This window comes from Pontibacter sp. GD7 (assembly GCF_058216375.1).
Genome location: NZ_JBYZMP010000015.1, coordinates 1 through 24,260, shown reverse-complemented (window position 1 = coordinate 24,260; position 24,260 = coordinate 1). Strand labels below are relative to the sequence as shown.

Below are 24,260 nucleotides of genomic sequence, written 5' to 3'. Positions count from 1 at the left end.
TTTAAAGGGCGAAAAGAATTTGTGACACCAGCAATTAAATTAAGTATGGGCCATTAAAAATATATATTCCAACTTATATTGAAGTATACTTAGGGTAAAATATTAGGTTTTACATTTAATAGCCTTTAAATTGTACTTTAGTCTGATTATTGCTGTATGCTTTGTTCCGGCTCTTTATACTCAATAATATTTTGAACCATGCCCCCGAAGATAATGAAATGGAAAGGAAGGACGGCATACCAGTAGAGGCGGCCTAGAAGACCGTTGGGCCTGTAGGCAGCCAGCTGCTCCAGGTAATTCCCATCGGGTTCCTGCAGTATCCTGAACTGCAGCCAGGCTTCACCGGGCAGCTTCATTTCTGCGTACAGCAGCAGGCGCTTCTGTTCTTTGTCTGCAACCAGCACACGCCAGAAGTCGATAGAATCGCCTGCCTTCAGGTCGGTAGGGCTACGCCGGCCCCGCCTCAAGCCCACGCCCCCAACAAACTTGTCCATCAGTCCGCGAATGCGCCACAGGAAATCGGTTTTGTACCAGCCACGCTCTCCGCCAATTCGCCAGATGTTTTGCATTACTTCCTCTACGGGCCTTTCAAACTTCCTGACCTGTCTGTCTGTGAGCACCCCAAATGCCGGGATCTGTACAAAATCCATGTAGTTGAGGTGCATGTTGCCGCTTACCAAGGCATCTTTCCAACTCGAGATAACTACATTCTGCTCTATTTTGCTGAAGGCGAGCTTTATCGCCTCTTCGTACCTGATGCATTCGTGCGGCAATACCTGGTCTATACTGTGATCTTTTACCACCACATCATTCCTGAGACTGTCTACAAGGCTTTTGGCCAGGCTAAAGCTTGTGCTGGTTACAAAGTATAACCAATAGGATGAAAGGCGGGGAGTGAGCACTGGCACTGAGATCAGGTAGCGCTTCAGGCCGCGCAGTTTTGCAAAGCGCAATATCATCTCTTTGTACGTGAGCACGTCCGGTCCCCCGATCTCGAAGCTTTTTCCATAACAGCCGGGGTTGCCCAGTACTTCGGTCAGGTAAAAGATCACATCCCGGATGGCAATGGGCTGGCACTTGGAGTTAAGCCACCTCGGGGTGATCATGACGGGCAGTTTCTCTACCAGGTCGCGCAGTATCTCGAAAGAGGCGCTGCCTGAGCCTATGATAATGGCAGCGCGCAGCACCGTATGGTTGGCCCTGGCAGTAACTAAAATATTCTCGACGTTAAGGCGCGAGGTAAGGTGCCTGGAGAGGTTCTCTACGTTCGCAATGCCGCTCAGGTAAACGAGTTGCTTCGCTTGTGTCGTATCAAGGTAGTCTACAAAGTTCTGTGCCGATGTGGCCTCCATTGTAGCAAAGTCCTGGTTTGCGCCACCCATCGAGTGCACCAGGTAGTAAGCAGCGTCAATGTCTTTAGGCAACTTTGCAAGCGAAGCCGGCTCTAACAGGTCACCCCTTACAACCTCAACCTGCTCTTTCAGGGTTTCGGGCAAGTCAAATCTTCTGGGGTCGCGTACCATGCATACTACCTCATGCCCATGCTCTATCAATAGCGGCAGGAGGCGCTTGCCGATATAACCATTGGCGCCTGTCAGCAGAATTTTCATAGTTTTTTGATGGTATCTGTCAGTGCTTTGTATTAAAACTATACTCCGTAACACCTGATGTGGATGCCACGATGGTGCAATTTATACTTTAGGACGGTTCCTGCTTAAACTGCACTTGTCAACCCTGTATCTGTCCTAAAAAGGAAAGCTTTCAATAGCATTCGTTCTCAGTATAAAAAGGTAACAGGTCGACTACAATGTTGTTTAACCTATTTCGCGGCATTTGATGCTTTGTTTTTTAAGTTTTACTGTACGAAATGCAATGACAATCAACAAAAGTATTAACCTATGTTAATAAAGTGGATTAATAAAAGAGCGATGTGTGCAATAATGCAAAAAATGATACTATAAATTGTAGCTGTTCCTTAAATCTGCACGTACATCTATATAAGTGATGACCCCTAAATTGTACGACGATGAAGATAAATATTATACCCCTATTTATTTATACCCTCACCATACTTGCCCTGGCATCCTGCAGACAGGAAGACGGTTCTCCGATACGGAATGTGCGCTTTGACCCTAACCTGCTAAACCAGGCGATGGACGGTTCTCCGTGTACCTCTTTCAGTTATTTTTATCAGGATGAGGAAACTACTCTGGGAACAGTTTATACAAAGCAGGTTTTAGTATCGTTTGCCACAGGAAGCTCTTTTGATGAGCAGAAGAAAGCTGTTGAAAAGTATGGCTTTGTGCGCAACCTGGGTAACCAGACAAGTACAAACTCTGCTATACTTTATACTTTGGAGTTGGAGAACGGACTAAACTGCAAGCAGACCGAACAGCTGATGAAGGTATTACAGAATGATCCGTTGGTAACTTATGCTGCACCTTACTTCCTGAAAGGGAAAGACTTGTTAGGCATAAGCAACGAGGCGATCGTGAGTGTTAGAAACGGAGAGGTTGCCACATTGAACAAATTGTTGAAAGATTACAATGCAAGCCTGGTTACACGTTTGAGCGATGATGTATATGTGGTAAAAGTTGATAAGAACTCAAACGGTAATGCCCTGGATCTAGCCAACTACCTAAAGGGGCGCGAGGCAATAACCCACGCAGAACCAGACTTTGTGGTATCCGTGGCGCCTTTGCACACTGGCTTGAACAGAGGAACTGATGGAACGAGAAGAGCAGCATTCACCTACTAGCTTGACTCATACAAAAGAAAAACCCGCACTTACTGGAAAAAAGTGCGGGTTTTTGATTTTTAGCAAACTATACTTTACAAGTATAAAGTTTTTGCCTTGCTGCGCAGGTTGTAGCCCGAGGCCATTACCTCGCCGTAGGCGCCAGCTGTGAGTATGGCTATCAGATCGCCCCGGTTTGTTTCCGGCAGCATAACGGCCTTACCAAAGCAGTCAGACGATTCGCAGATCGGGCCTACCACATCGTAGCGTACCTCTGGCTTGTCGCTGGTCAGGTTCTCTATTTTATGATAGGACTGGTAAAGCGCCGGTCGGATGAGCTCCGTCATGCCTGCATCAAGTATGGCAAAATTGGTGGTGATGCCGTTTTTAATGTAAAGCACACGCGTTACCAGGGTTCCGCACTGCGCCACCAGCGAACGGCCCAGTTCAAAGTGCACCTGCTGCCCTGGCCTAACTTCCAGAAACTGGTTAAACAAGCCAAAATAAGCGTTAAAGTCAGGGATCGGGTTTTGCTCCGGATGGTAATAGTCAACACCCAGGCCACCGCCAACGTTTATATGCTCCAGCTCTATCTTGCGGGTTTCGAACCAGTCCTGAAACTCATTTACGCGGGTGCAAAGGTTCTTGAACGCAGACAGGTCTGTGATCTGAGAGCCGATGTGGAAATGGATACCGATCAGCTTAACGTTTGGCAATTGCTGCAGCAGCGTCATCACACTGTCCAGTTCCCATGCGTTAATGCCGAATTTATTCTCCTCCAAACCCGTAGTAATGTATTTGTGTGTGTTGGCGTTAACGTTTGGGTTAATGCGCAGGGCCACGCGGGCAATTTTACCTTTCTTCTCTGCCAGCTCGTTCAGCACCTCCAGTTCGTGGCTCGACTCGCAGTTAAAGGAAAATATATCCTGATCCAGGGCATAGTTAATTTCCTCGTCGGACTTACCGACACCAGCAAAAACCACCTCCTGTGGGGCAAAGCCATTTTCGATAGCCGCCTTTACTTCATTCCCGCTTACGCAGTCGGCACCAAAACCATGGGCACGCATCTCATCAAGTATAGGTGTGTTGGCATTGGCTTTAAGGGCGTAATGCACATGGTAGTTATACTTGTCGGCTTCCTGCTTAGCTGCCTGCAGCGTCTGGCGCAGCAGGTTCATGTTATACACATACAGCGGAGTTGGGTGTTGCTGCAGCTCCTGCAGGTGCTGCTTAAGCGTTGTCTCCGTTGTTTCTCTCAAAAATTCCATCGTTTAGTCTTGTAAGCGCCTCTACTTTATCGCTTGTGTTAATCAAAAGGCTAATGTTGTTCTTGCTGCCGCCATAAGAGATCATGCGCAGCGGGATAGACTGTAGTGCCTCAAATATTTTAAGGCCAGAGCCACTTCGTTCAGCAATAAAATCGCCAACTACGCAGATAATGCTCTGATCAGTGTCTACCTCTACCTGTCCAAACTCTTTTAGCTCCGTAATAATTTCATCCAGGAACTTCGCATTGTCTATTGTCAGCGAAACGGCCACCTCAGAGGTCGTGATCATGTCGATTGGTGTTTTATACCTTTCAAACACCTCGAACACACTTCTTAAGAAACCATAGGCCAACAGCATTCTACCGGATTTTATTTTGATGGCCGTGATGCCGTCTTTTGCAGCGACTGCCTTTATACTTCCGCCCTTACTTTCTGATGTGATGATGGTGCCTTTTGCCTCTGGCTGCATGGTGTTGAGCAAACGCACAGGTATGTTTTTCTGCTTTGCCGGCAGCACGCTGCTAGGGTGAAGGATTTTGGCCCCAAAGTATGCCAGCTCCGCCGCCTCATCAAAAGAAAGCTCCGCAATCGGGTAGGTGTTCTTTACAATGCGCGGGTCGTTGTTGTGCATGCCGTCGATATCCGTCCAGATCTGTATTTCAGAGGCATCGGCTGCGGCCCCAATCAAAGAGGCAGAATAGTCTGAGCCACCACGCTTCAGGTTGTCGATCTCGCCAAAGGCATTCCGGCAGATGTAGCCCTGCGTGATGAACAGGTTAGTGTCCGGGTATTTGGCCAGTTCTGCCTTCAGGTTTTTAGCAATGTAGTCGGCATCAGGCTCCTCGTTCTCATCTATCTTCATGAAGTTTAGCGCCGGCAAAAGCACTGAGGCAATTCCCTGCTCCTCAAGGTAAAACTGGAACAAGGCCGTAGACAACAACTCGCCCTGGGCCAGTACAGCGCGCTCTTCATGCACTGTAAACAGGTCAAGAGTAAAAGAGCGGATGTAGTCAAAGTGGTTGTTGATCAGCTCGTGTGCCTTTTTCTTTATATCTGCGGAGGTGTAGAAGCTCTCTACCACCTGTTTATACTTGTCGTGTAAAGAGTCGATAAGCTCTTTGGCTTCCTGGTTCTTGTTCTGGTACAGTTTCTCAGCGATCTGCACCAATGCATTTGTAGTGCCCGACATAGCCGACAGCACCACGATCTTAGGCTCATCACTCTGGATAAGCGAGGCTACAGCCTTCATGCGCTCAGCAGAGCCCACAGAGGTTCCGCCGAATTTTAAGATTTTCATCTAGGTGTCTTAAAAATAAAATGTTAAGCTACAAAAATAATGCAGCGAGTTCAGAATATCAGTACAATCAGGAAATAATTAGAAAAAGAAAAGCCGCCTTAATAGGCGGCCTTTACTTATACTTACTGTATTGGCTATCTTGCTTTAATGATTTTCCTGGACATTGTTTCTCCGTTAGAGCGTAGTTGAATAAGGTATACCCCGTCCGGTAGAGGAGGTACGTTGACCTCAAAGCTGTTCAATCCGTTTACAAGCTGGTGATTTACCTTGTAAACTTCTCTGCCTTGTAGGTCTACTAAAACAATCTGGGCAGTTTTGTTCTGCGTAGCTCTTACGCGTATGTTCAGTGTGTTCTCAAATGGCACCGGGTATACTTCCAGGCTGTTTCCTGCTGTTTTTAAAGAGCTCAGGTCTACTGCAACAATATTGCTGTACTCGAAGTCACCGTTAATGTCTACCTGCATCAGGCGATAGTATAGTATATTGGCCAACGGACTTGTATCCTTGTATTCATACTTTATTCGCTGGCTGCTGTTGCCGTTTCCTTCCACTTTGGCTATACTTTCAAAGGATTTCCCATCCAGGCTTCGCTGCACTTCAAAATGGCTGTTGTCTGTTTCAGATGCCGTGATCCAGGTTAACGTTACTATGTCATCTGCAGCAATAGCAGTAAAGCTTACAAGTTCCACCGGCAGGGGCACTACTGTTGGTGAGTTACCATAAATGCGCAGCACGATCGGGATGGTGGTCACGCCACCCAACGCATCCGTTAAGCGGACGGTCAGGTTATAGGTGCCCTCGGTTAAAGCAGCCCTGTTAGTTACAGTTATGATGCCGCTTGTGCTGTTGATAGACGTACCAGGAGGTAAATTGCCCTGAAGTATAGTAGCACTGGTTATCGCGCCATCAGGGTCTGAAGGCGTGGCAATTATATCTCCGTTGTTATACTTGTCTTTATAGTTTGGTACAGCAAGTGCATAGGTGGCATCGCAGTTCACGGTTATGGTTACATCGCTTTGAGTGGTTGTGGTTGTACCGCCACAAGTCGTTTGTACCGTCCAGCGTAATACATAAACTCCCGAGGCCAGGTTTTGTACAGTGGCGTTGGGATTGTTTGGCGAACTGAAAGTAACAGTGGTTGGTCCGCTTACCCGTGACCAGGTTCCAATTCCCGGGGAAACGTCGTTGGCAGCCAGTGTGGCCGTTGTGCCACAAACCGTTGCTGCCGGGCCAGCGTTAGCCGCCGTAGCGTTATTGGTAACCTGAATTGTAGCCTCGTTTACTAGGTTAAGCACCCCACATGTGCCAGTAAGGTTTCTTACCGTAACAAAAAAAGTTTCAGTACCAACTGCGCTTAACACGCCTGTATTTGTAGTTATGATGTTGCCGTTCCCACGGAAAGTGCCCAGCACCTGGTTTCCACTTAGTCCATTCGCAGCCGTTGGCCTGCGGTACACTATGTATTCATAATCGTTGTTTGGCTCCGTTGAAACGTTTATCAGCGTAGCCCCGCCTGCGCATACTTTACTTGCCGTCGGGAATACCGCACGTGTAGTGGATGGGCTTGTGATAATGGCCGTTACTTGTGAAGGTAACGTTAAAGCACAACCGTTAGCTGTTGATGTAACTACCAGGGCAAATGTTGTGTTGGCTGTAATATTGTTTGTTCCCAATGATATGGAGCCCCCTGTTCCAATAACGGCGCTGCCTACCAATTGGCCTGTACCTTCGTTCAGTAACCGGTAAGTGTTGCCTGTTACCGTACCATTCAGGGTAAACGTGACAGGTTGATTGGCACAAGTAGTCAGGGTATTACTGCTAAAACTTAAGCCAGTTGTACTAGGTTGTGGCCTTACGGTTACAGTTGTTGAGGAGCTAAGCGTCGCATCACAGACAGTACCTGTTACTTTACGGGCCCTTACGGTGATTGTGGCTGTAATATCACTAGCTGTGGTATTGGTAATTGGCCCTGAAGTCAGTGTGATGCCGCTGCCTGTTCCTATCACTGAGTTTCCGGATTCTACACCGTTTACTAAAACTCTGTATGAAATGCCATACTCAGAGCCTGATAAGGTAATATTCGTGGTGGCCCCGCCACAGATAGTCGTAGGTGAAGCCGTGATGGTAAAGTTTGTTCTCGGCGGGCTGCATTGAACGATCAGAGGGCTTATCCTGGCACTTTCGCACGGGGCTGCTTCCTTGTAACTTGCTGTTACGGTAGCACCTGCAAACACCTCCAGGGCAGACAAGCCAACGACAGACCAATTGCCACTTGCATTTGCTGTGACAGGTGTGAATGGAGTGCCTTCAATAAAAAGGGTAACCTGCGCACCGGCTGGTGCAGTTCCCGAAATAGTAGTTTGTCCTTCTGTAATAGGCCCCGTGATGGTAAGCGCGCCGGTTGGCCGTGCCGCAGAAGTTACCGTGTTGGAGGCAATACTGGTTGCTTTGCCTGTGCTGCTTGCCCTTGCCGTTATACTCACACCAGGCGCTATACCTCCTCCTGACAACGGCGAAAGGTCTACTGTCCAGGTTCCGGCAGTGGTAACAATACCCGTCCTGCCGGTTGCAACGCCATTCTGATAGATCTCAACTACAGTGCCGGCAGGCTCTGTTGATGTGCCGGATATACTAGAAACTGTGCCACAGTATGGACCCGCATTAATAATTGGGGCTGCCGTGGTAGATGTAACGCGCAACAGGTTTGAAATACTTGATGGGGTAGGACAGGTCGTCTGGCCACCACCAGTTAGCGTCCAAACGGTGCGCACATTTAGCACATCCCCTGCTTTCAGGGTAAGAGTACCTGCAGGTATGGCAATGGACCATGTAGTTGCAGTAGTCTGAATTGTGGTACGTAAACTTACTTGCTCCACAGCATTTACAAAAACAGCTATATACCCTGTAGTACCCGATGCTATATTACTTGGAGCAGCAGTTAATGTGCCTGATATGGAGGCAACATTAGTTGGTATACTCGGGAATGTTGAGTTAGCACTGGTTTGGGTTACGCCATTGTAGGTAACACTTGTGACAGAGATTTGCTGCAGGTTAGTTCGTGGTTGTCCATTTCTGAAACAGATCTGGTTCGACCTTAACGACTCGCAACCTGTTGTAGCCGTATTCGTGCTGTTAACTGGTGTAACCGTAGCGTAATAATTATTTTCAGATATGGCAAACTCAGGAGAAGTCCAGGTAAATGGGCTGCTTCCTGAAGGAGTAAATAGAAAAGAGCCAATAACAGTACCTGCACTGCTGTAGATTGTAATCCTTTGAAAGGAGTTAAAAGTGGTGGTGCCAATAAAGGAACGGTTCGTATTGCCACTGCCTCCTAAGTTAGTGATAACCGGTGGTGGAGTCGCTATACAAACGCCTGCTGTAACTGTAACCGGGGAGGATGCCGGCGAAATGCTTTTACCTGCAGGTGTGACCTGGGCAGTAATGGAATTGCCCTCCTGTAGTAAATTTCCTGACAGGCCTGTTAAAGTCCAGGTGCCGTTTGCGCTAACCGTTGGACATGCAGGTTGCCCAGCACCGCCACAAATAGCCACCCCGTTCCGAAGCACAGTGACAACCGATCCGGCTGCCTCAATAGATGAACCAGAGATGGATGTGCTGTTTGCCAGTATAGGGCCACTTACAACAGGGGCCGTTGCGATTACCTGTCCGAAACCACCTGAATTGATCTGATTAAGCGTAGTGGGCGGGAATGTGTTGATGATAGCAGCCCATGCTTTTTGCTTGCTGAACTCATAGTTCTGAAAGTTAACGCCACCAACATCTGATACTGTACCTGTTATGCCGCTCTGAGCACTGGTAATAGTAACACCCGACATGCGCAGTGGTGTGTTCGCAGTTATTCCTGGTAAAGCAGAAAGCGGCACATAATAGTCATAAAAGTAGTCTGGGTTGCCACTATTGGTTGTAGCTGCCACGGCACGCTGAGAATACTGATCAACTGAGCCGCTCCAGATTTTAGGGCCGCCAGACGCATTGTTCCGGTGATCGTAAACGGCTACGCTGAAATTTGACTCAAGTATGATCTCAAACTCAAAGCCGGGGTTGGGTGTGGTGGCCGGGTTTCCTCCCGCAACCAGGTTGCCAAACTGATTGTCAGCATCAATCAGCACACTGTAACCCTTCGATGAAGTTGAGGTGCCGCCAAGCCTTAGCCTGAACATTAGATTTCTGCCATCAAAGTATGCTTGCACAGGAGAAGGTGGCGCCAGGTCTGTATGTCCGCCGGCGCTACCTGTGTTAAGGTCGCCTATTACTTCGGCATCCAATACAGGCAATGGGCGGTAAGGAATCTCGCTTACAGTCGGCCCAACATCGTTGGTGCCGCTAAAACCTGAAGTGGTGATGGAAATGTACCCGTTACCATTTGGGTCCAGAACTTTTTCGCCTCCGCCGGTTGCGGGCTTATAGATAAAGCCAGGCGTTTGCGAGTAAGAAACAAAGGGCAAAAGTAGAATAAGTATAAATGCACAATAGCGGTAATAAAAATTCTTCATCACTGTATAGCTTAAAATGTAAAGCCAGCTACAGCAAACAGGTTGTATGCTATTATTTATTGTACAGTTTTGTCCAGAGTTATTCTGCTGAATAGTACAGCAGATAATGGGGTTCTCAGACAAAATTTGAAAGCTGGCAAATCTCTATGCAGCCAAGGGTGAAAAAAGCGGATAGGTGCTGTTAAATAGTGTATGGTATTGTACTGTATTGTATAATTAACTGTTTTAAAAATAGGATAGAATGCAATATTTAGTTGTTTAGATATAATTTGCTTGATAAAAACTCAATATTGCATACCTGGTACTAAAAGTTTAACAACCAAAAAGGCCACATGTTTGTGTGGCCTTTTTGATTGTTAAACTATGTTGTGTTATAGCGTCTTCACTACCTTCAAAGTTTGGTTAAGTCCCCCACCGTTCAATCTTAAAAGGTAAACACCCTGTTTTAGGTTAGAAAGTGGCAATTTAACTTCATGTGTTCCTTGCTCAAATGTCATACTTTTTAGTAAAACAGTTGTCCCCTGCACATCCAGAAGCTGAACCTGTAATTGGCCCTCGGTCTCCAAGGCTACGCTAATGTTAAGCTCCGTAGAGAAAGGATTGGGGTAAGCCTGCGCAGACGCCTTTAAGGACTTGTCAGCGGATACAGCTACTGTTTTGCTAAAGGTATACTTCCCATCGAAATCTACTTGCTTCAGGCGATAGTAGAAAGTACCGGTAGCAAACTGTTTGTCGTTATAAGTATAGCGCATTAACTGGTTGGTCGTTCCGTTTCCTTTCACGGTCCCAATCTTCAGAAAGTCTTTGCCGTTAATACTTCTTTCCACTTCAAACCGGTCGTTGTTCTCTTCTGAAGCGGTTACCCAGTTCAGTATAACTGTGTGGTTTGCATACGAAGCAGTGAATGATGCCAACTCAACAGCAAACGGGAGAATTTCAGGGGGTGTTTGCCTATCATACATTCTAATGCCCACCACCGAGTTGGTTTGTTTATCATAGGCATCAATGGTACGTACCGTAAACACATAATTCCCCGACTGTAACTGAGAAGCGTCTGTAATCCTGATCTCCCCGGTAGCATTGTTCAAGGTGGTACCCCTTGGCAAAATACCTGACTGTAAGCTGGCGCTTTTAATTCCTCCATCTTCATCGGCTACTGTGGCGAGCACTTCCACATTCACATATTCATCTACAAACTTGGTTGTTTTTACACTATACACAGCCTCGCAGTTAACCGTTAATGTTACGGTACTTGAGGTGCTGGTTGCTGTGCCACAATTAGAAACAACCGTCCACCGGAACTGATATGTGCCGGAAGTAAGCCCGATAACGTTTGTCTTGGCATTATTCGGATTCACGATGGTGGCGCCTGCAGGTCCGCTTACCTGTGTCCAGGTGCCGGTGCCGGGGGCCGGGTCACTGCCTTGTAAAGTGTAGTTCTTAACGCAGGTGGTGGCATCCGGTCCTGCAGAGACCGTTGACGGGCCACCGGTAGTCACCTCAACAGAGGGCTCCGTTACCAAAAATGTATTGCATGCGCCACCCGTTACCCTTATTCTGTAATTTTTGATACCGGCGGTGTTTAGTGGGCCAGCATTGAAAGTGACTTTAGTACCTGTGCTACCATTCACACTAGAGCCTACCTGTCCGCCTGTAGCCTTATCAATCAGGCTATAAGTATAGCCGCTCTGACCATCAAAACTAAAGCTTACTGTTCCTCCCACACACACCTTTGAAGCACTTTGGGTAACTGCCTGTGTTACAGTAGGGCCTGTTATGGTTACAGTAATATACTTTGAGTTTATGTTCTCAGTGCCGCATTGTGTTTCCGTACTTTTGATGTACACACTGTAGTCGGCAGTGCTGTGCACTGTAATGGCCGGAAAAACAATGTCTCCTGCCGCAGTTGGTGTAATTGGTGTACCAAGCAAAGATTTTGTGGTGATATTGTACAGCTGATACGAATAACCAGTGGCTGCAGCTTTAACGGTTATACTTGTGGTTAAACCCGGGCATCCGGAGGTGGTTGTGGCAGTAACGTCGTATGTGTTTGGCACCTGCGGGTATACGCCCACAGTGCTAGCATTACCAACATTTGGCTCACAGTTAACGCTGCCCACCTTAGTTGCTTTAACCTGTAAAGTTGTAGGGTCTATGGTTAATGGGCCGGACAAAAGCGAGATAGGTTTGCCAGTGCCTAATACGGAGCTGCCGGTACGGGTGTATACACCATTCCGGAAAACATACATATTATAGATAACACCATTTTCTGATCCAGACAGATTTAATGTAACATTACCCTCGTAGCATACTTTGTCCGGAGAAACGATGGAAGAGCTTACTGTGAAGCCGGTGGCAGGTGCCTTGCATTGCACATACACAACAGGAGATGGTGCACTCTCGCAGGTTGTAGCCGTCTTTACCGTAACATACAAATCAGCTCCGGAATAAAGCTCAAGCGGTGAAATGTTAGTGAAAGTCCAGTTGCCAGTAGATGTAGTAACAGAGCCGTAGGGCGACCCGCCGATATACAGGGTAATAATTTTGTTGGATCCAGCAGGGGCAGTGCCCGACAGTGTGGTGGTGCCTTCAATCACCGGAACAGAAGTGATGGCCAGGCCGGTATTTGAATCCGGTGAACGCAGGGTTACTGTGCTGGAAGGCTGGCTTGGGCTTTTGCCGCTGGCCGTTGCAATGGCATAAAAGGAAGTGCCGCTGGCTATAGTGGCAGTCACCGTCCAGGAGCCGCTGGCATTTACCGTGGTTGGGCTGCCAATTGGAGAATTGTTGCTGGCATTGTAAAGTTGAATAGAAGTGCCCGCAGGCTCTTTACAAGCACCCGTGACACTGGAAATACTACCCGTGGTGCAGTATGAACCAGAGATAGTAGGGGCTGACGTGACAGCTGTAATTGTTAAAAAATTAGATCGGTTGGAGGCCACGTCGCCGCACACAAAATTTCCATTTTTTACACCAGTTTCTATTGATCTTGCTGTAATTACATCACCTGTATTAAGTGAAAGCGTGCTTATGTTAATCTGCCAGTTTGTTGTTGTGGGCACAACAGAATAAGCCATCTGCCTTTCACCATTTTTGAAAATACAAACTGCACTCCCGATCCCTGAGCTACTAACTGTGCCAGATACAAGTGAAACATTCCTTTTAATAGCTGGACCTGTACTAGTGGTGTTGTCGCTGTAAGTTACGCTGCTTATTGTTACTGTGGTTGTGTTAAAAGAGCCTTGTCCTTGTCCATTATAACACATTTCATTGGATTTGAACGATTCACATTGGCCGATTGGGGTAGTTGTAATAGACCACATGCCTTCTGTCAATCCTGTCGTTAGCTCAAAGGTAAACGGAGCTGTTGTTGTAGGGGTAACTGTTTCGCTGTAAGCGGGGCTCATAGATCCATTCTTGAAAACCTTGATAACCTGTTGCCCCGAGTATTGTGTGGTTCCGGTTATTGTTTTAGTGTTGCCATTAGATACCCCTGTGATGACAGGAGGGACGGTGGCAGTACAGAAAGAAGCTAGTTGAATTACACTTACACCAACGGAAGCTACAGATTGAGGCTTACCCGGCGCTGTGACCCTGGCTGTAATTTCTGCCCCACCGATCAGGGTTCCGAATGGGATATTGTTTAACGACCAGGTACCAGAAGCTGTAACGGTAGGGCAGCTTAGGCCTGCGCCACAGATTGGTGCTCCGTTTTGGAACAACTGAATTACAGAGCCAGCTGCCTCTACAGAAGTGCCGCTTATACTTGTGCTGGAAGTGAAAATGGTGCTGCTGATAACCGGAGGCCTGGCCAGAATAGTATTCGAAGGAAAGCCGCCATTCATAAGTTCGTTCAGCGTAACGGCCGGGAAACTGTTAATAACATCGGCCCAGGCATTTCTTGCCTCACCACCATACGCTCCGCTAAAATTTACGCCACCCACATCAGACACTGTACCTGTAATACCACTTTGGGCACTGGTAATCGTGATCCCGGTCATGCGGAGTTTTGTGTTCAGGTTAACGGTGCCGGCAAAAGCTGACAGAGGCAGGTAGAAGTCGTAAAAATAGTCATCGTCGCCACTGGCTCTGGAGGCTGCAATGGATTTCTGGAAATATTGATCAATAGAGCCGGTCCATATCTTGGTGCCGCCATCGGGTTTGTTTCTGTGGTCGTACAGGCTCACATCAAAGTTGGAAGCCAGGACCACTTCAAACTCAAATCCAGGGTTTGGGGTATTGGATGGCGTACTGCCCGACACCAAATTCCCAAACTTTTCGTCTGTATCGATCATGATACTGTACCCTTTGGAGGCCGTTGACTGCTTGCCAATTCTTACCCGGAACATCAGGTTTGTGCCATCGAAGTATGCAGCCAGCGGTGAGCCTGTGGCCCCTATCGACTGTGAAGGAACAAAGTCAGTGTGGCCGCCGCTGGTCCCGGTTACAAGGTCACCAACAACTTCGTTGGTCATGGTTGGGAACGGATGATAGGGAATTTCGCTGTAAGTACCTCTTTCATCGTTTGTGCCCACAAATCCGGTTGCCTGTTTAGAAACATAACCGTCTCCGTTTGGGTCAAGCACTTTGTTGCCACCGTTTACTGCAGGCTTAAAAATTAGACCAGGAGTTTGGGCATAGCTGCCTTCAACAACGAAAGTGAAGAAGACCAAAGCAAAAATGACAAACAGGGTATGCGATAACCTTTGAGCGTGTCTCATGGTGGTAGTTATCAGGAAGATAGATAGTAGTAGGTGTAATAAAAAAGAGCGGGGAGTACTATTTTTTGCGGTGACCTATGGCCTCAGGTGGGGAAAAATGAGTTGATAAAACATATGTTAAGTATATCACGCACTAAAATACTAAGTATAACACGCGCAAATGTAACGTATACTTATTGATATATAAAAGTGTATAAATACAAAAGCAGCCAAAGTATACTATACTTTGTATGGTTATTATAGGATTAATTTAATTTGGAAAGGATAGGTGCGTGTAGGATATCTCTGCAATTTTTAGTGCAATTCTAAAATTGGACTAAAAGAAGTTATATTTATACGAGTACTGTGTTAAGATGAATTAAAGCAATATTATCAGGCAGATCTAATTATTATACTTGATGCATTACCGCCAAAACCTGCCGCATTAATCATCACCCTGTTTATGGGATTTTTTGACACTGATTTTTTTTGAAAAAAATTTGAAAAAAGTGGAAGTTCTGTTTGTTGGCACAGGCTAATCCCATACTGCATACTTAAAGCTCCGGAAGCCCCTAAAGTATGGCCTATTATCCATTTGTTGGTAGTATAACCTACTTCCTGTCCGGTGAAAACGGCACTAATAGCTTGTTGCTCTGCCTTGTCTCCTGATCTGGTGCCAGGGGTGTGGGTTATGAGAAGATCAATGGCGTTATCGGATGCAGGGAGTTGTGCAAGTGCGTGGCGCATCGCCTTCTGGAAGTTTATGCCATCAGCCGAAATCCCTGTTTTGCTCTCTATTTTCTCAAAGCCAACTCCTACCGCTTCAACTATAATGTCGCCTTTGCGCAGGTCTGTCTCTTTAACCAGCTCCAGGGCAAATACGGCAGCTCCCTCGCCTAACACAAAAGTATTTTGCACCCCGGCGTAGGGCTGACAAGGGTATGGATCAGATGCCAGCTTAGAGTAGATGCCAATGGCTTTCATTTGGGCAATAGTGAAGGGCGTGAGCGGAGCCTCGGTGCCACCTGCCAGAAAACGCCTGGCCATGCCTGCCTTTAGCCAGGCAACTCCATTGGCAATCGCCATTAAAGCTGTGCTACAGGTAATAGAATGGCTTATCTGAGCGCCACCGGCATTAACAGCATGAGCCGCCCAGCTGGATACGTTGCCTAATGTAGTGGTGGGGGAGGCAGAGGCTGGAATGCTCGCATTGTTGCTGTTCTGGTACTTGTCAAGGTACTGCTCGAACAAACCCGTTGCGCCTCTTGAGGAGCCAATATTTACCGCCAGGTCCTCCTGGAGTGTAGTCTCATTATTAAGCCACCCGGCTTGCTCAGCGGCTTGCCTGGCTGCGTAAACAGCCATCAGCACAGACCTGTCGAGGTGCCGGTAGTTTGGGTTTTGTTGTACCAACTCTTGCAGCGCCGCTTCAGCAGCAGGAGGGAGGGCCGCAACAGGTGTTGGTTCGTTGTTATGCAATATGGTTGTAAAGGCTGGCGTACCGGCTGCATATCCTTTGTTTACAGAGGCCACATTGTGCCCAAGCGGCGAAATGATCCCCGTACCCCTTATAACGATATGCTGTTTGGTTGCTTCCAACTTCTTTGTTTCTACTTTGCCGTTGCCACCAGTTCGTGCATGCCAAGTATAGTCTGGTATACTTGATCTAATTGCTCATTGCTGATGCAGTATGGCGGTATAATGTAAATAATATTACCTAAAGGACGTAGAAGCACTCCCTGCTCCAGTCCGAAGTTGTATAAAGTGTCGCGGAGGTTGCTAAAGTATGAGGTGCCGCCTGCCTCGAACTCAACGGCAAGTATAGTGCCTTGCTGACGCACATCTGCTACGTGCGCTAAACCCTTAACTTTGGTAGCAAAGGTACGGTGCTGTGCTGCTATGCGCTCAATATCCTGCTGCGTGTTTGTTTGTAACAAAAGATCCAGGCTGGCTAAGCCGGCAGCACAGGCCACAGGGTTACCAGTATAACTGTGTCCATGAAAGAAAGTCTTGCTCTTATCGTCGTGCAGGAATGCCTCGTAGATCTGGTTGCTGCATGTTGTTAAGCCAAGCGCCATGGTACCACCGGTTATACCCTTCGACATGCACACGATATCGGGTTTGTGCTGCAAGTATAGACTGGCGAAATGGCGTCCAGTTCTGCCAAAGCCTGTCATCACTTCATCTGCAATGGTAAGGATATTATACTTTCGGCAGATATCCATCATGTTGTCCAGCACTTCCGGGGTATACATTACCATGCCTGCCGTCCCTAACACCAAAGGCTCATAAATAAAGGCAGCAGCCCCACCGTCTATGGCAATCGTTTCCAGCTGTTTCAATGTTTCCTCCTCCTGGCCAGGTACGGGCACATCAATGAACTCCACATCAAACAAGTATGACCAGAAGGGGGCTGTAAACGTACTACGGCTGCTGATAGACATGGCACCGAAAGTGTCGCCGTGGTAGCTGTCTCTGAATGCAATAATTTTACGCTTGGGTTCTCCCAGGTTTTGCCAGTACTGGATAGCCATTTTAATGGCGACTTCCACTGCAGTTGAGCCATTGTCGGAGTAAAATGCGCGCTTTTGATTATCTGGCAGTATTTGGATCAAACGTTCCGCCAGCTCAACTGCGGCCGGGTGCGTGAAACCAGCGAAGATTACATGCTCCAGGGTATTCAGCTGTTCCGCCACTCGCTGTGCAATGTAAGGGTGTGCATGGCCGTGAAGGTTTACCCACCACGAAGAAACAGCATCAATGTAGGTCTTGCCATCTTCTGTAAAAAGCAGGGCGCCCTCGCCGCGTACAATCGGAATTGGCAGGGCTGCAGTTTTCATCTGGGTATAGGGGTGCCAGATGATATCATGATCACGTTGCGCTAAATTCATAGCCAAAGGTAAAGATTAAAAGTATTCGGATTTATACTTTGAGGGATTTGGTTGCGGTGATACCGGGTCCAACCACCCCTAACCCCTCCTTGTCTAAGGCGGGGAATTTTGACCTGCTGCTTCTGCTGTCATCACAATAGCAGCTATTCCTCTCTGTCATCTTGGAAAGATCTTGGTAGAAGGGAGGTTTAGCAAAAGCTACAGAATTTATACTTTTGCTAAAGTAATGGCCAAGTTCCCCACCTTAGACAAGGAGGGGTTAGGGGTGGTTGGACCCAATACTGCAGAAAATAAATCATGCCAATCCCTAAAATCCCCCTTAATCACCGGTCTAATCCCGGTTCAAACAATTAGTAGAGTTTATTCGATAGGCTATACTTAAAACTATAAATATCCTTTAAACTGCTCGGCGTATTCGGCAACTGTCTCTTTGCAGAAATCGGCTTCCTGACGAATGGATGGCAGGCGACGAAGGCCGGTATACTTGATGATGAAATCTTCGGAGCTCTGGTTTTCTTCGCCGTTGAAGATAATACCTGCCACCGGAATTTTGCGGTAACGCAGCACTTCAGCCGTAAGCAAAGTATGGTTTATACTTCCGAGATAGTTACGCGACACCAGTACCACTTCCAGGCCCAGTTGCTGTACAAGGTCCAGCACAAGATAGCGCTTGTTTAGGGGCACCATTAAGCCGCCGGCGCCTTCAACGATTAGGTTGTTGGTTGTTTCAGGCAATTTCAGGCTGTGAAGGTCTATCTCAATGCCTTCTGCGGCTGCGGCACGGTGCGGTGATGCAGCCATTTTCAGGCGGTAGGCTTCCGGGTGGAAAACGGATGCAGCATTAGACACCAGACTCATAACAGTGTCCGTGTCTGTAAAGTCAAGCCCGCCTGCCTGCACGGGTTTCCAGTAGTCAGCTTGCAGTGCTTCGGTGAGTATGGCGGCAGCAACTGTTTTGCCCACATCCGTACCGATTCCTGTTACAAAATATTGTTTCATTTTCCTTTGGCTATGGCCTGCACGAGGCCCTCAATTTCTTCTTCCGTATTATATGCGTGCACAATTACCCGCAAGCGCTCCTGGCCTTGTGGCACAGTAGGGCTGAGCACGGGGCGTACATCAAAACCATTTGTCTGTAAGTATAAAGCCAGTTCTTTTAACTGAGCTACGCTACTACTCTCCAGGAAAACAGAAAGTATAACACTCTCGTCCGGGGCGCATCGGATGCCTTTTACTTTATTCAGTTGCTCCAACAGGTGTTTTGCCAGCTCTCTTACATGCTGACGTTCTTTATCCAACTCAGGCAACAATTTATAAGCGCATTGCAGCGTTATAAGGGTATGCGTGGGCAAACCTGTTGTGTAAATAAAGGCACGGCTATAGTTTATCAGGTAATCGCGCAGCACCTTTGGGCCTACCACTGCCGCTCCGTGACTGCCCATGGCTTTGCCATAGGTGATTACCTGTGCAAATACCTGGTTTTCCAGTCCCAGCGCCACGGTCATGCCCTCGCCATTAGGCCCGTACAAACCTACTGCATGGGCCTCGTCCACGATAAGGGCCGCACCGGTTTCCTGGCACAGCTGCGCCAGCTCCGTTAGCGGGGCCTTGTCGCCATCCATTGAATAAACCGACTCGACTACCACGAAAACGGTGCCTGTTGCATTACTGAGTTTCCGCTTTAAATCAGAAACATCGTTATGCTTAAAACTATAGCTTTTTGCAAAACTCAGGCGTAAGCCATCTTTCATGGAGGCATGGCTGGCTTCGTCGTAAAAAACGGTGTCGCCGCGCTGGGGCAGGGCAGACAGAAGCCCGACGTTAGCCGTGTACCCGGAGTTGTACAGCAATGCTGCCTCACCGTGATGGTACCGGGCTATCGTGTTTTCCAGTTCCTCGAATAAAGTATGGTTGCCTGACAAAAGCCGGGAGCCTGTCGCCCCCATTGGCAATTGTTTATACTTGGCCTCTGCCTTATGGATAAGTGCCCGCAACGCTTCGGAGCGAGCAAGACCGAGGTAATCGTTGGAGCAGAAGTCTATAAGCCCTGCGGTTGTTTTTAACTGGCGCAAGTTGCCCTGCGCCTCCCGCTCAGCTAGCTTCTGCTTTAATTTATCTGACAAAGGAATTTGTGACAAAGGACAAAGGAGTTAAGAATAATACAGTAAAGTATAAAGTCTTTTGTCTTATGTCAAATAGTCATTTGTCTTAAGAACAAACGTGTTGGCTTTCTTCTTTAAATGATTTTCTTGGATTAAGGCCCAATAGCTCGAACATTGCCTTGTCCTGATCGAAGTCAGGGTTTGGCGTGGTAAGCAGCTTCTCGCCTGTAAAGATAGAGTTGGCTCCGGCCAGGAAGCAAAGTGCCTGCTCTGTAACGCTCATGCGCTCACGGCCAGCCGAAAGGCGAACCATGGTTTTAGGCATCAGGATACGGGCAGTTGCGATCATGCGCACCATTTCCCAGACAGATACCAAGGGCTGGTTCTCCAGTGGCGTGCCTTTTACAGGCACCAGCGCATTTACCGGTACAGACTCAGGGTGCTGCTCCAGGGTAGAAAGCGTGTGCAGCATTTTGATTCTGTCCTCATCCGTTTCGCCCAGGCCAATAATGCCACCAGAGCAAACAGAGATACCCGCCTTGCGCACATTGTTTATCGTGTCCAGACGATCATCGTAGGTACGGGTAGTAATGATATTACTGTAGTTCTCTTCCGAAGTATCCAGGTTATGGTTGTAGGCATACAAACCGGCCTCTTTCAGCTTCTCAGCCTGGTACTCGTTTACCATGCCTAGTGTACAGCATACTTCAAGGCCCATTTCGTTTACACCTTTCACCATGTCCAGCACCTTGTCGAAGTCGCGGTTATCGCGTACTTCGCGCCAGGCCGCACCCATGCAGAAACGGGTAGAGCCGCCATCCTTGGCACGCTGAGCAGCAGTTAATACCTGCTCCTGGCTAAGCAATTTGTGTACATCAACTCCAGTATGGAAACGGGCTGCCTGTGGGCAATACGAACAATCCTCCGGGCAACCGCCTGTTTTAACTGAAAGCAAAGTACATACTTGTACCTCGCCTGTGGCCTGGTACTGCTTGTGCACGTTTGCGGCCTCTACTATAAGCTCCAGTACTGGCTTGTAGTAAATCTCCTTTATCTCTTCAAGACTCCAGTTTGTGCGGAGTTCTGTGTTTTGTCCGTTTTGCGTCATGGTACTCGTGTTTGGATTACGAAGGTAATTTGAAGAATTAGGAAATAAAAATCAAAAATATGGGCAATTTCCGTGGATAAATACTTAAGTAATTCAGCTTGTGCAGGTTTTCTGTGGAAAAAATGGTCTGTTAATTTGTTGAGAAAATTTTGCGGAGTGTGCTTTCTCCCTGAAACAATAGTTTAAGCGCATCAATGCCATAGGATGAACTGGTAAAGCACAGGCAGCTGCATACTTGTGCTGTAACTGATAGTGTTAAATGCAAGTACTTGATTTTATGTGTCTTCTAAATCTTGCGCGCCATGCAACAATCACCAGTTATTGATTCTTCTAAAAATGTTGCCCCTACCTTAACTTTATCGGCTGGTTCAGTTGCCAAAGTGCTCCTGGGCATCGTGCTTATACTTCTGTGCCTCCACCTGGTGGGTGTTATACTTGAAAGTATACTGGTGTATGAATCGAGGTTGACAAGGATAGTGGTGCGCTATTTTGATTTTAACGGAGAGGAGAATGTGCCTGCCTTTTTCTCGTCGGTTACACTTTTAGTAGCCGCCGGCCTGCTTTATTTTATTTATCTGGCGAGCAGTAAAACCAAGGTTCGAAATGGCAAAAGATACTGGCTGGCCTTGGCTTTTATATTTGTGTTTATGGCCATCGACGAAAGTGTGCAGGTGCATGAGCATGTGGCGGAGTTTGTCAGGCCTCAGCTAAATTCGGACCTGAACGGGCTGCTTTACTGGTCCTGGGTAGTGCCTTATGCCATTGCTGTTGTGGTAATTGGTGCTTTCTTTTTGAGGTGGGTGCTTGCGTTACCAGTTGCAACGCGTAATCTGTTCATCGTGTCGGGGACGATGTTTGTTGGTGCTGCACTTGGCTTCGAACTGGTTGAGGGTTACTTGTACAAGCAGTATGGCATAGACCACCTGTACAACAGGATCATGTATACTTTGGAGGAGCTACTGGAGATGACCGCTATCGTGCTTTTTATCTATGCATTGCTGCGGTACCTGGGTACCTTTGAGGCAAGACTACATCTTGGGAATGAGCCAACTATGGTATAAAAGTAGCTTTGATTTTTTTAAGTCTATACTTACTATGTGAAGATGCTGTCAGTTTGAATTGCTAGTATATTATCTTTATCGTTTTGTTGGGCAGCGGCTAGGGGAGAAGGTTAAGTTATAATAAATATTATCCCCTTGAGGGCAGGGCCGATTCATTCGAGTAAATAAGTGAAATAAAATCTGTCATTCTGTTAAGTTTCAACCCAGAACTTGATTTGGGGAAACTTGATAGAAAAAGAGGGCCCCTACCCCCGGAGGTTAAGCTTGTCCTCCCAGCTACTAAGATCCTTTCAGGATGACAAAAAAGTTAGAATGAAACGACCCTACCTCCATGAAGGGTTAAGCAGGCATTATACTATACCAGAACCTTATCCTCTTCCATCTGCAGCACCATGTCTTCCACGGTTTTGTCCAGAGGCTTGTAGTTTAAGCCGAGTTCCTTTTTACTTTTAGCGGCATTTAACTTTAGCGGATGGCCCACATTTCTGCTGATAAACTTATTGGTCAGGCCAAACATCCAGCCAACAAGATGCAGCACAGCTTTCGGAGATTTCATCAGGGGGAGTTTATACTTGTTGCCGAATTTCTGTTTCACGATTCCGGCAATATCCAGTACACTGGCCGTGCGTTCTGCCAGAATATGTCTGCCCTCAGCCACATCTTTTTCCAGGGCCAGCAGGTGGGCCTCGGCCACATCGCGCACATCCACAAACCCAAGGTAAAGTTCCGGTGCCCCCATTCTATACCTTCCCGTCAGCAGGTCTTTCATAAAACTGAGGCTCTCGGAGTTCGAACCTTTGCTAAGCGCCGGACCCAGCACAAAAGACGGATTGATAACAACCAGCTTCCAGTTTTGCTGCGCATCGTGTATACGCCAGGCCTCTTTCTCGGCCATTACCTTAGAGTAGGAGTAGGGCTGATGTTCCGGCGAGCTGCTGGTATTAAAATGAGCCTCAGTGAATTCCTGCAGGCCCTGTTCTTTCATATCCACGTTGTCGCCGTGCACGGCTGCCACGCTGGAGGTAAGCACCACTTTTTTAACGCTGCCCGATCGGTTTGCAGCTTCCAGCACATTGCGTGTACCTTTCACAGCCGGGTCTATCAGTTCTTTTTGAGCATCTTTAAACCGAAGCGTAAACGGGGATGCCATATGAATAATTGCCTCAACGCCTTGGGCTGCCTCATCAAAAGCCCCTTCCTGCAGCAGATCGGCTTCCCAAATTTCCAGTTTGCCGGTGCTATTGGCTGCCAGATCGGTAAGGTGGGCGTAGTTCTGGGTCTTATTTTTATTGCGCACTGTCATACGCACGGTGTAGCCTTTTTCGAGCAGCATTTTTACTACCCACGAGCCGATATACCCGGTTCCGCCGGTTACTAATACTGTTTTCGCCATATGGTTATTTTTTGCTCATGAATATACGTGAGGTGGCCCAATTTAGAGCCTGGTGTCCGGTATAAATTTAGTTTATTAACTTAAGTTACGATTTAACCCAGCATTGGCTATTAAGAGGAGGTAAATTACATACACGAGTAAAATTCCCTTCTTGGAAGCAGGCCCGTTAAGTTCTAACAAATTACAAGGTTTTAGCGCAAGCGTCCTTGCTCGTGTTTGGCTAAAGTTGGGCCTCCGGCCCAGTTGAGTTGAAAACTCAACACCATGTCAAACCACCCCGAAAGCGTTCGGGGCAGCAGGAAATAGTAGAATGAAACGACCCTACTTTTGGGAGGGGTTAGGGGTAGGTTTACAATTGCTTTTTCTTCCGAAGTGCTCAACTTGAGTTATAAAGTATAAACCGTGGATTTTGTGTAGGGTTTATACTATGGGTTTGATTGGAATCCATACTTCCTCCTCGGCATCAGGTGAGGCGGGGTGGTAGGCTGAGCCCATTACCTCGAAATGCGGACGTTGGTCTAGATGGTAGTCTGAGTTTGGGAGCCACTGCCCAAAAATGTAGGCAACGGTTTGCGGGAATGTTGCCGGTGTGCCTTTGTGTATAAAAACCGCATACAATCCACCGGGCAAAGTATAGCTTTCCATCCCTTCCGGGACATGGGTACTTTCTGCTACTTCCACGGCAGCCCATTTGTTAAAGCGTGTGTCTGGCGAGAAAGAATGCAGGCTAGTATTATCCCCGAAATCCTGCACCGAATAAAAGTCGCCTCCAACCCGGTCGCCGATTTCCTTTACCCGCGGTTTAAAGCCACTCCAAAGCTCAAATGTGCGGTTCTCAGCCAGCGAAGTATAAATTTTTTGTCCGATAAGTTGTTTGGTAGGAATAGTTCGGATTTCTGGTTGCATGGAGTAGAGTAAGGTTTGAGTTGGTGGAGTTGTGAGGGGTATTTAATGGACTTGGATTTGAGCAGGCGGGCTTTAAAAGCTACTTACCTGTCAGCCGAGACCATATTTTGTAAAAAGTATTATCGTTTCGTTTAGCACTGTTCGCCCGCTTGCTTATAGCTGTTGTGTGCGCCCAGCATGGCGCGAGTCATATTTCTCTAGAAATATACTCAGATTATCCAGAGGGTGCAAGTCCCTTATTGGCAAGTTGGCGAAGCCGATTAGCAAGCTGCAAGGGTGGAGA

General features: G+C 47.4%; 14 protein-coding genes. 2 read left to right on the top strand and 12 right to left on the bottom strand.

The genetic code is table 11. The features are described 5' to 3' along the window. Positions 1 to 146 precede the first annotated feature (146 nt). A complete protein-coding gene (locus AC4BAP_RS17695) occupies positions 147 to 1,610 on the bottom strand; it encodes an SDR family oxidoreductase (RefSeq protein ID WP_490584009.1) in 1,464 nt (487 codons plus the stop codon). 416 nt (positions 1,611 to 2,026) lie between these two features. Between AC4BAP_RS17695 and AC4BAP_RS17690 the strand changes: the two genes are divergently transcribed. After that, the gene (locus AC4BAP_RS17690; RefSeq protein WP_490584008.1) at positions 2,027 to 2,758 is read left to right on the top strand and encodes a hypothetical protein; all 732 of its coding nucleotides are present in this window, start codon (positions 2,027 to 2,029) and stop codon (positions 2,756 to 2,758) included. Between the two features lie 74 nt (positions 2,759 to 2,832). Here the strand turns inward: AC4BAP_RS17690 and lysA are convergent, their stop codons facing one another. From lysA to bioB, 9 genes are all read right to left on the bottom strand, one after another. Further along, positions 2,833 to 4,005, bottom strand: a complete 1,173-nt coding sequence (gene lysA, locus AC4BAP_RS17685; RefSeq protein WP_490584007.1) for a diaminopimelate decarboxylase — start codon at positions 4,003 to 4,005, stop codon at positions 2,833 to 2,835. After that, positions 3,968 to 5,302, bottom strand: a complete 1,335-nt coding sequence (locus AC4BAP_RS17680; RefSeq protein ID WP_490584006.1) for an aspartate kinase — start codon at positions 5,300 to 5,302, stop codon at positions 3,968 to 3,970. Before AC4BAP_RS17680 ends, lysA begins: the two co-directional genes overlap by 38 nt. Before the next feature lie 134 nt (positions 5,303 to 5,436). After that, entirely contained in the window at positions 5,437 to 9,816 is a 4,380-nt protein-coding gene (locus AC4BAP_RS17675; RefSeq protein WP_490584005.1) for a T9SS type A sorting domain-containing protein, read from the bottom strand. 371 nt (positions 9,817 to 10,187) lie between these two features. Continuing rightward, positions 10,188 to 14,537 carry a T9SS type A sorting domain-containing protein gene (locus AC4BAP_RS17670; protein WP_490584004.1) on the bottom strand — a complete coding sequence of 1,450 codons (4,350 nt, stop codon included), beginning with the start codon at positions 14,535 to 14,537 and terminating at the stop codon, positions 10,188 to 10,190. A 372-nt stretch (positions 14,538 to 14,909) separates the two neighbouring features. Further along, complete coding sequence (locus AC4BAP_RS17665; protein WP_490584003.1) at positions 14,910 to 16,115, bottom strand: beta-ketoacyl synthase N-terminal-like domain-containing protein; 1,206 nt, start codon at positions 16,113 to 16,115, stop codon at positions 14,910 to 14,912. Positions 16,116 to 16,126: 11 nt separating this feature from the next. After that, positions 16,127 to 17,407 (bottom strand): adenosylmethionine--8-amino-7-oxononanoate transaminase, encoded by a 1,281-nt coding sequence (gene bioA / locus AC4BAP_RS17660; protein ID WP_490584002.1) that lies wholly within the window; start codon positions 17,405 to 17,407, stop codon positions 16,127 to 16,129. 384 nt (positions 17,408 to 17,791) lie between these two features. Beyond that, positions 17,792 to 18,406: a dethiobiotin synthase gene (gene bioD, locus AC4BAP_RS17655; RefSeq protein WP_490584001.1), complete on the bottom strand. Its 615-nt coding sequence runs from the start codon at positions 18,404 to 18,406 to the stop codon at positions 17,792 to 17,794. Beyond that, on the bottom strand, positions 18,403 to 19,530 hold the full coding sequence (locus tag AC4BAP_RS17650) for an aminotransferase class I/II-fold pyridoxal phosphate-dependent enzyme (RefSeq protein ID WP_490584000.1): 1,128 nt from the start codon (positions 19,528 to 19,530) through the stop codon (positions 18,403 to 18,405). The genes bioD and AC4BAP_RS17650 overlap by 4 nt, the downstream gene beginning before the upstream one ends. An 85-nt stretch (positions 19,531 to 19,615) precedes the next feature. Then, on the bottom strand, positions 19,616 to 20,617 hold the full coding sequence (bioB, locus tag AC4BAP_RS17645) for a biotin synthase BioB (protein WP_490583999.1): 1,002 nt from the start codon (positions 20,615 to 20,617) through the stop codon (positions 19,616 to 19,618). 302 nt (positions 20,618 to 20,919) lie between these two features. On the opposite strand from bioB, the gene AC4BAP_RS17640 reads away from it, so the two are divergent. Continuing rightward, positions 20,920 to 21,678, top strand: a complete 759-nt coding sequence (locus AC4BAP_RS17640) for a DUF8692 domain-containing protein (RefSeq protein WP_490583998.1) — start codon at positions 20,920 to 20,922, stop codon at positions 21,676 to 21,678. 355 nt (positions 21,679 to 22,033) lie between these two features. Here AC4BAP_RS17640 and AC4BAP_RS17635 read toward each other — a convergent pair whose 3' ends face one another. Both AC4BAP_RS17635 and AC4BAP_RS17630 read right to left on the bottom strand, forming a co-directional pair. Next, positions 22,034 to 23,071, bottom strand: a complete 1,038-nt coding sequence (locus AC4BAP_RS17635) for an SDR family oxidoreductase (protein WP_490583997.1) — start codon at positions 23,069 to 23,071, stop codon at positions 22,034 to 22,036. Positions 23,072 to 23,491: 420 nt separating this feature from the next. Beyond that, positions 23,492 to 23,977 carry a GyrI-like domain-containing protein gene (locus AC4BAP_RS17630; RefSeq protein WP_490583996.1) on the bottom strand — a complete coding sequence of 162 codons (486 nt, stop codon included), beginning with the start codon at positions 23,975 to 23,977 and terminating at the stop codon, positions 23,492 to 23,494. Positions 23,978 to 24,260: the final 283 nt, after the last annotated feature.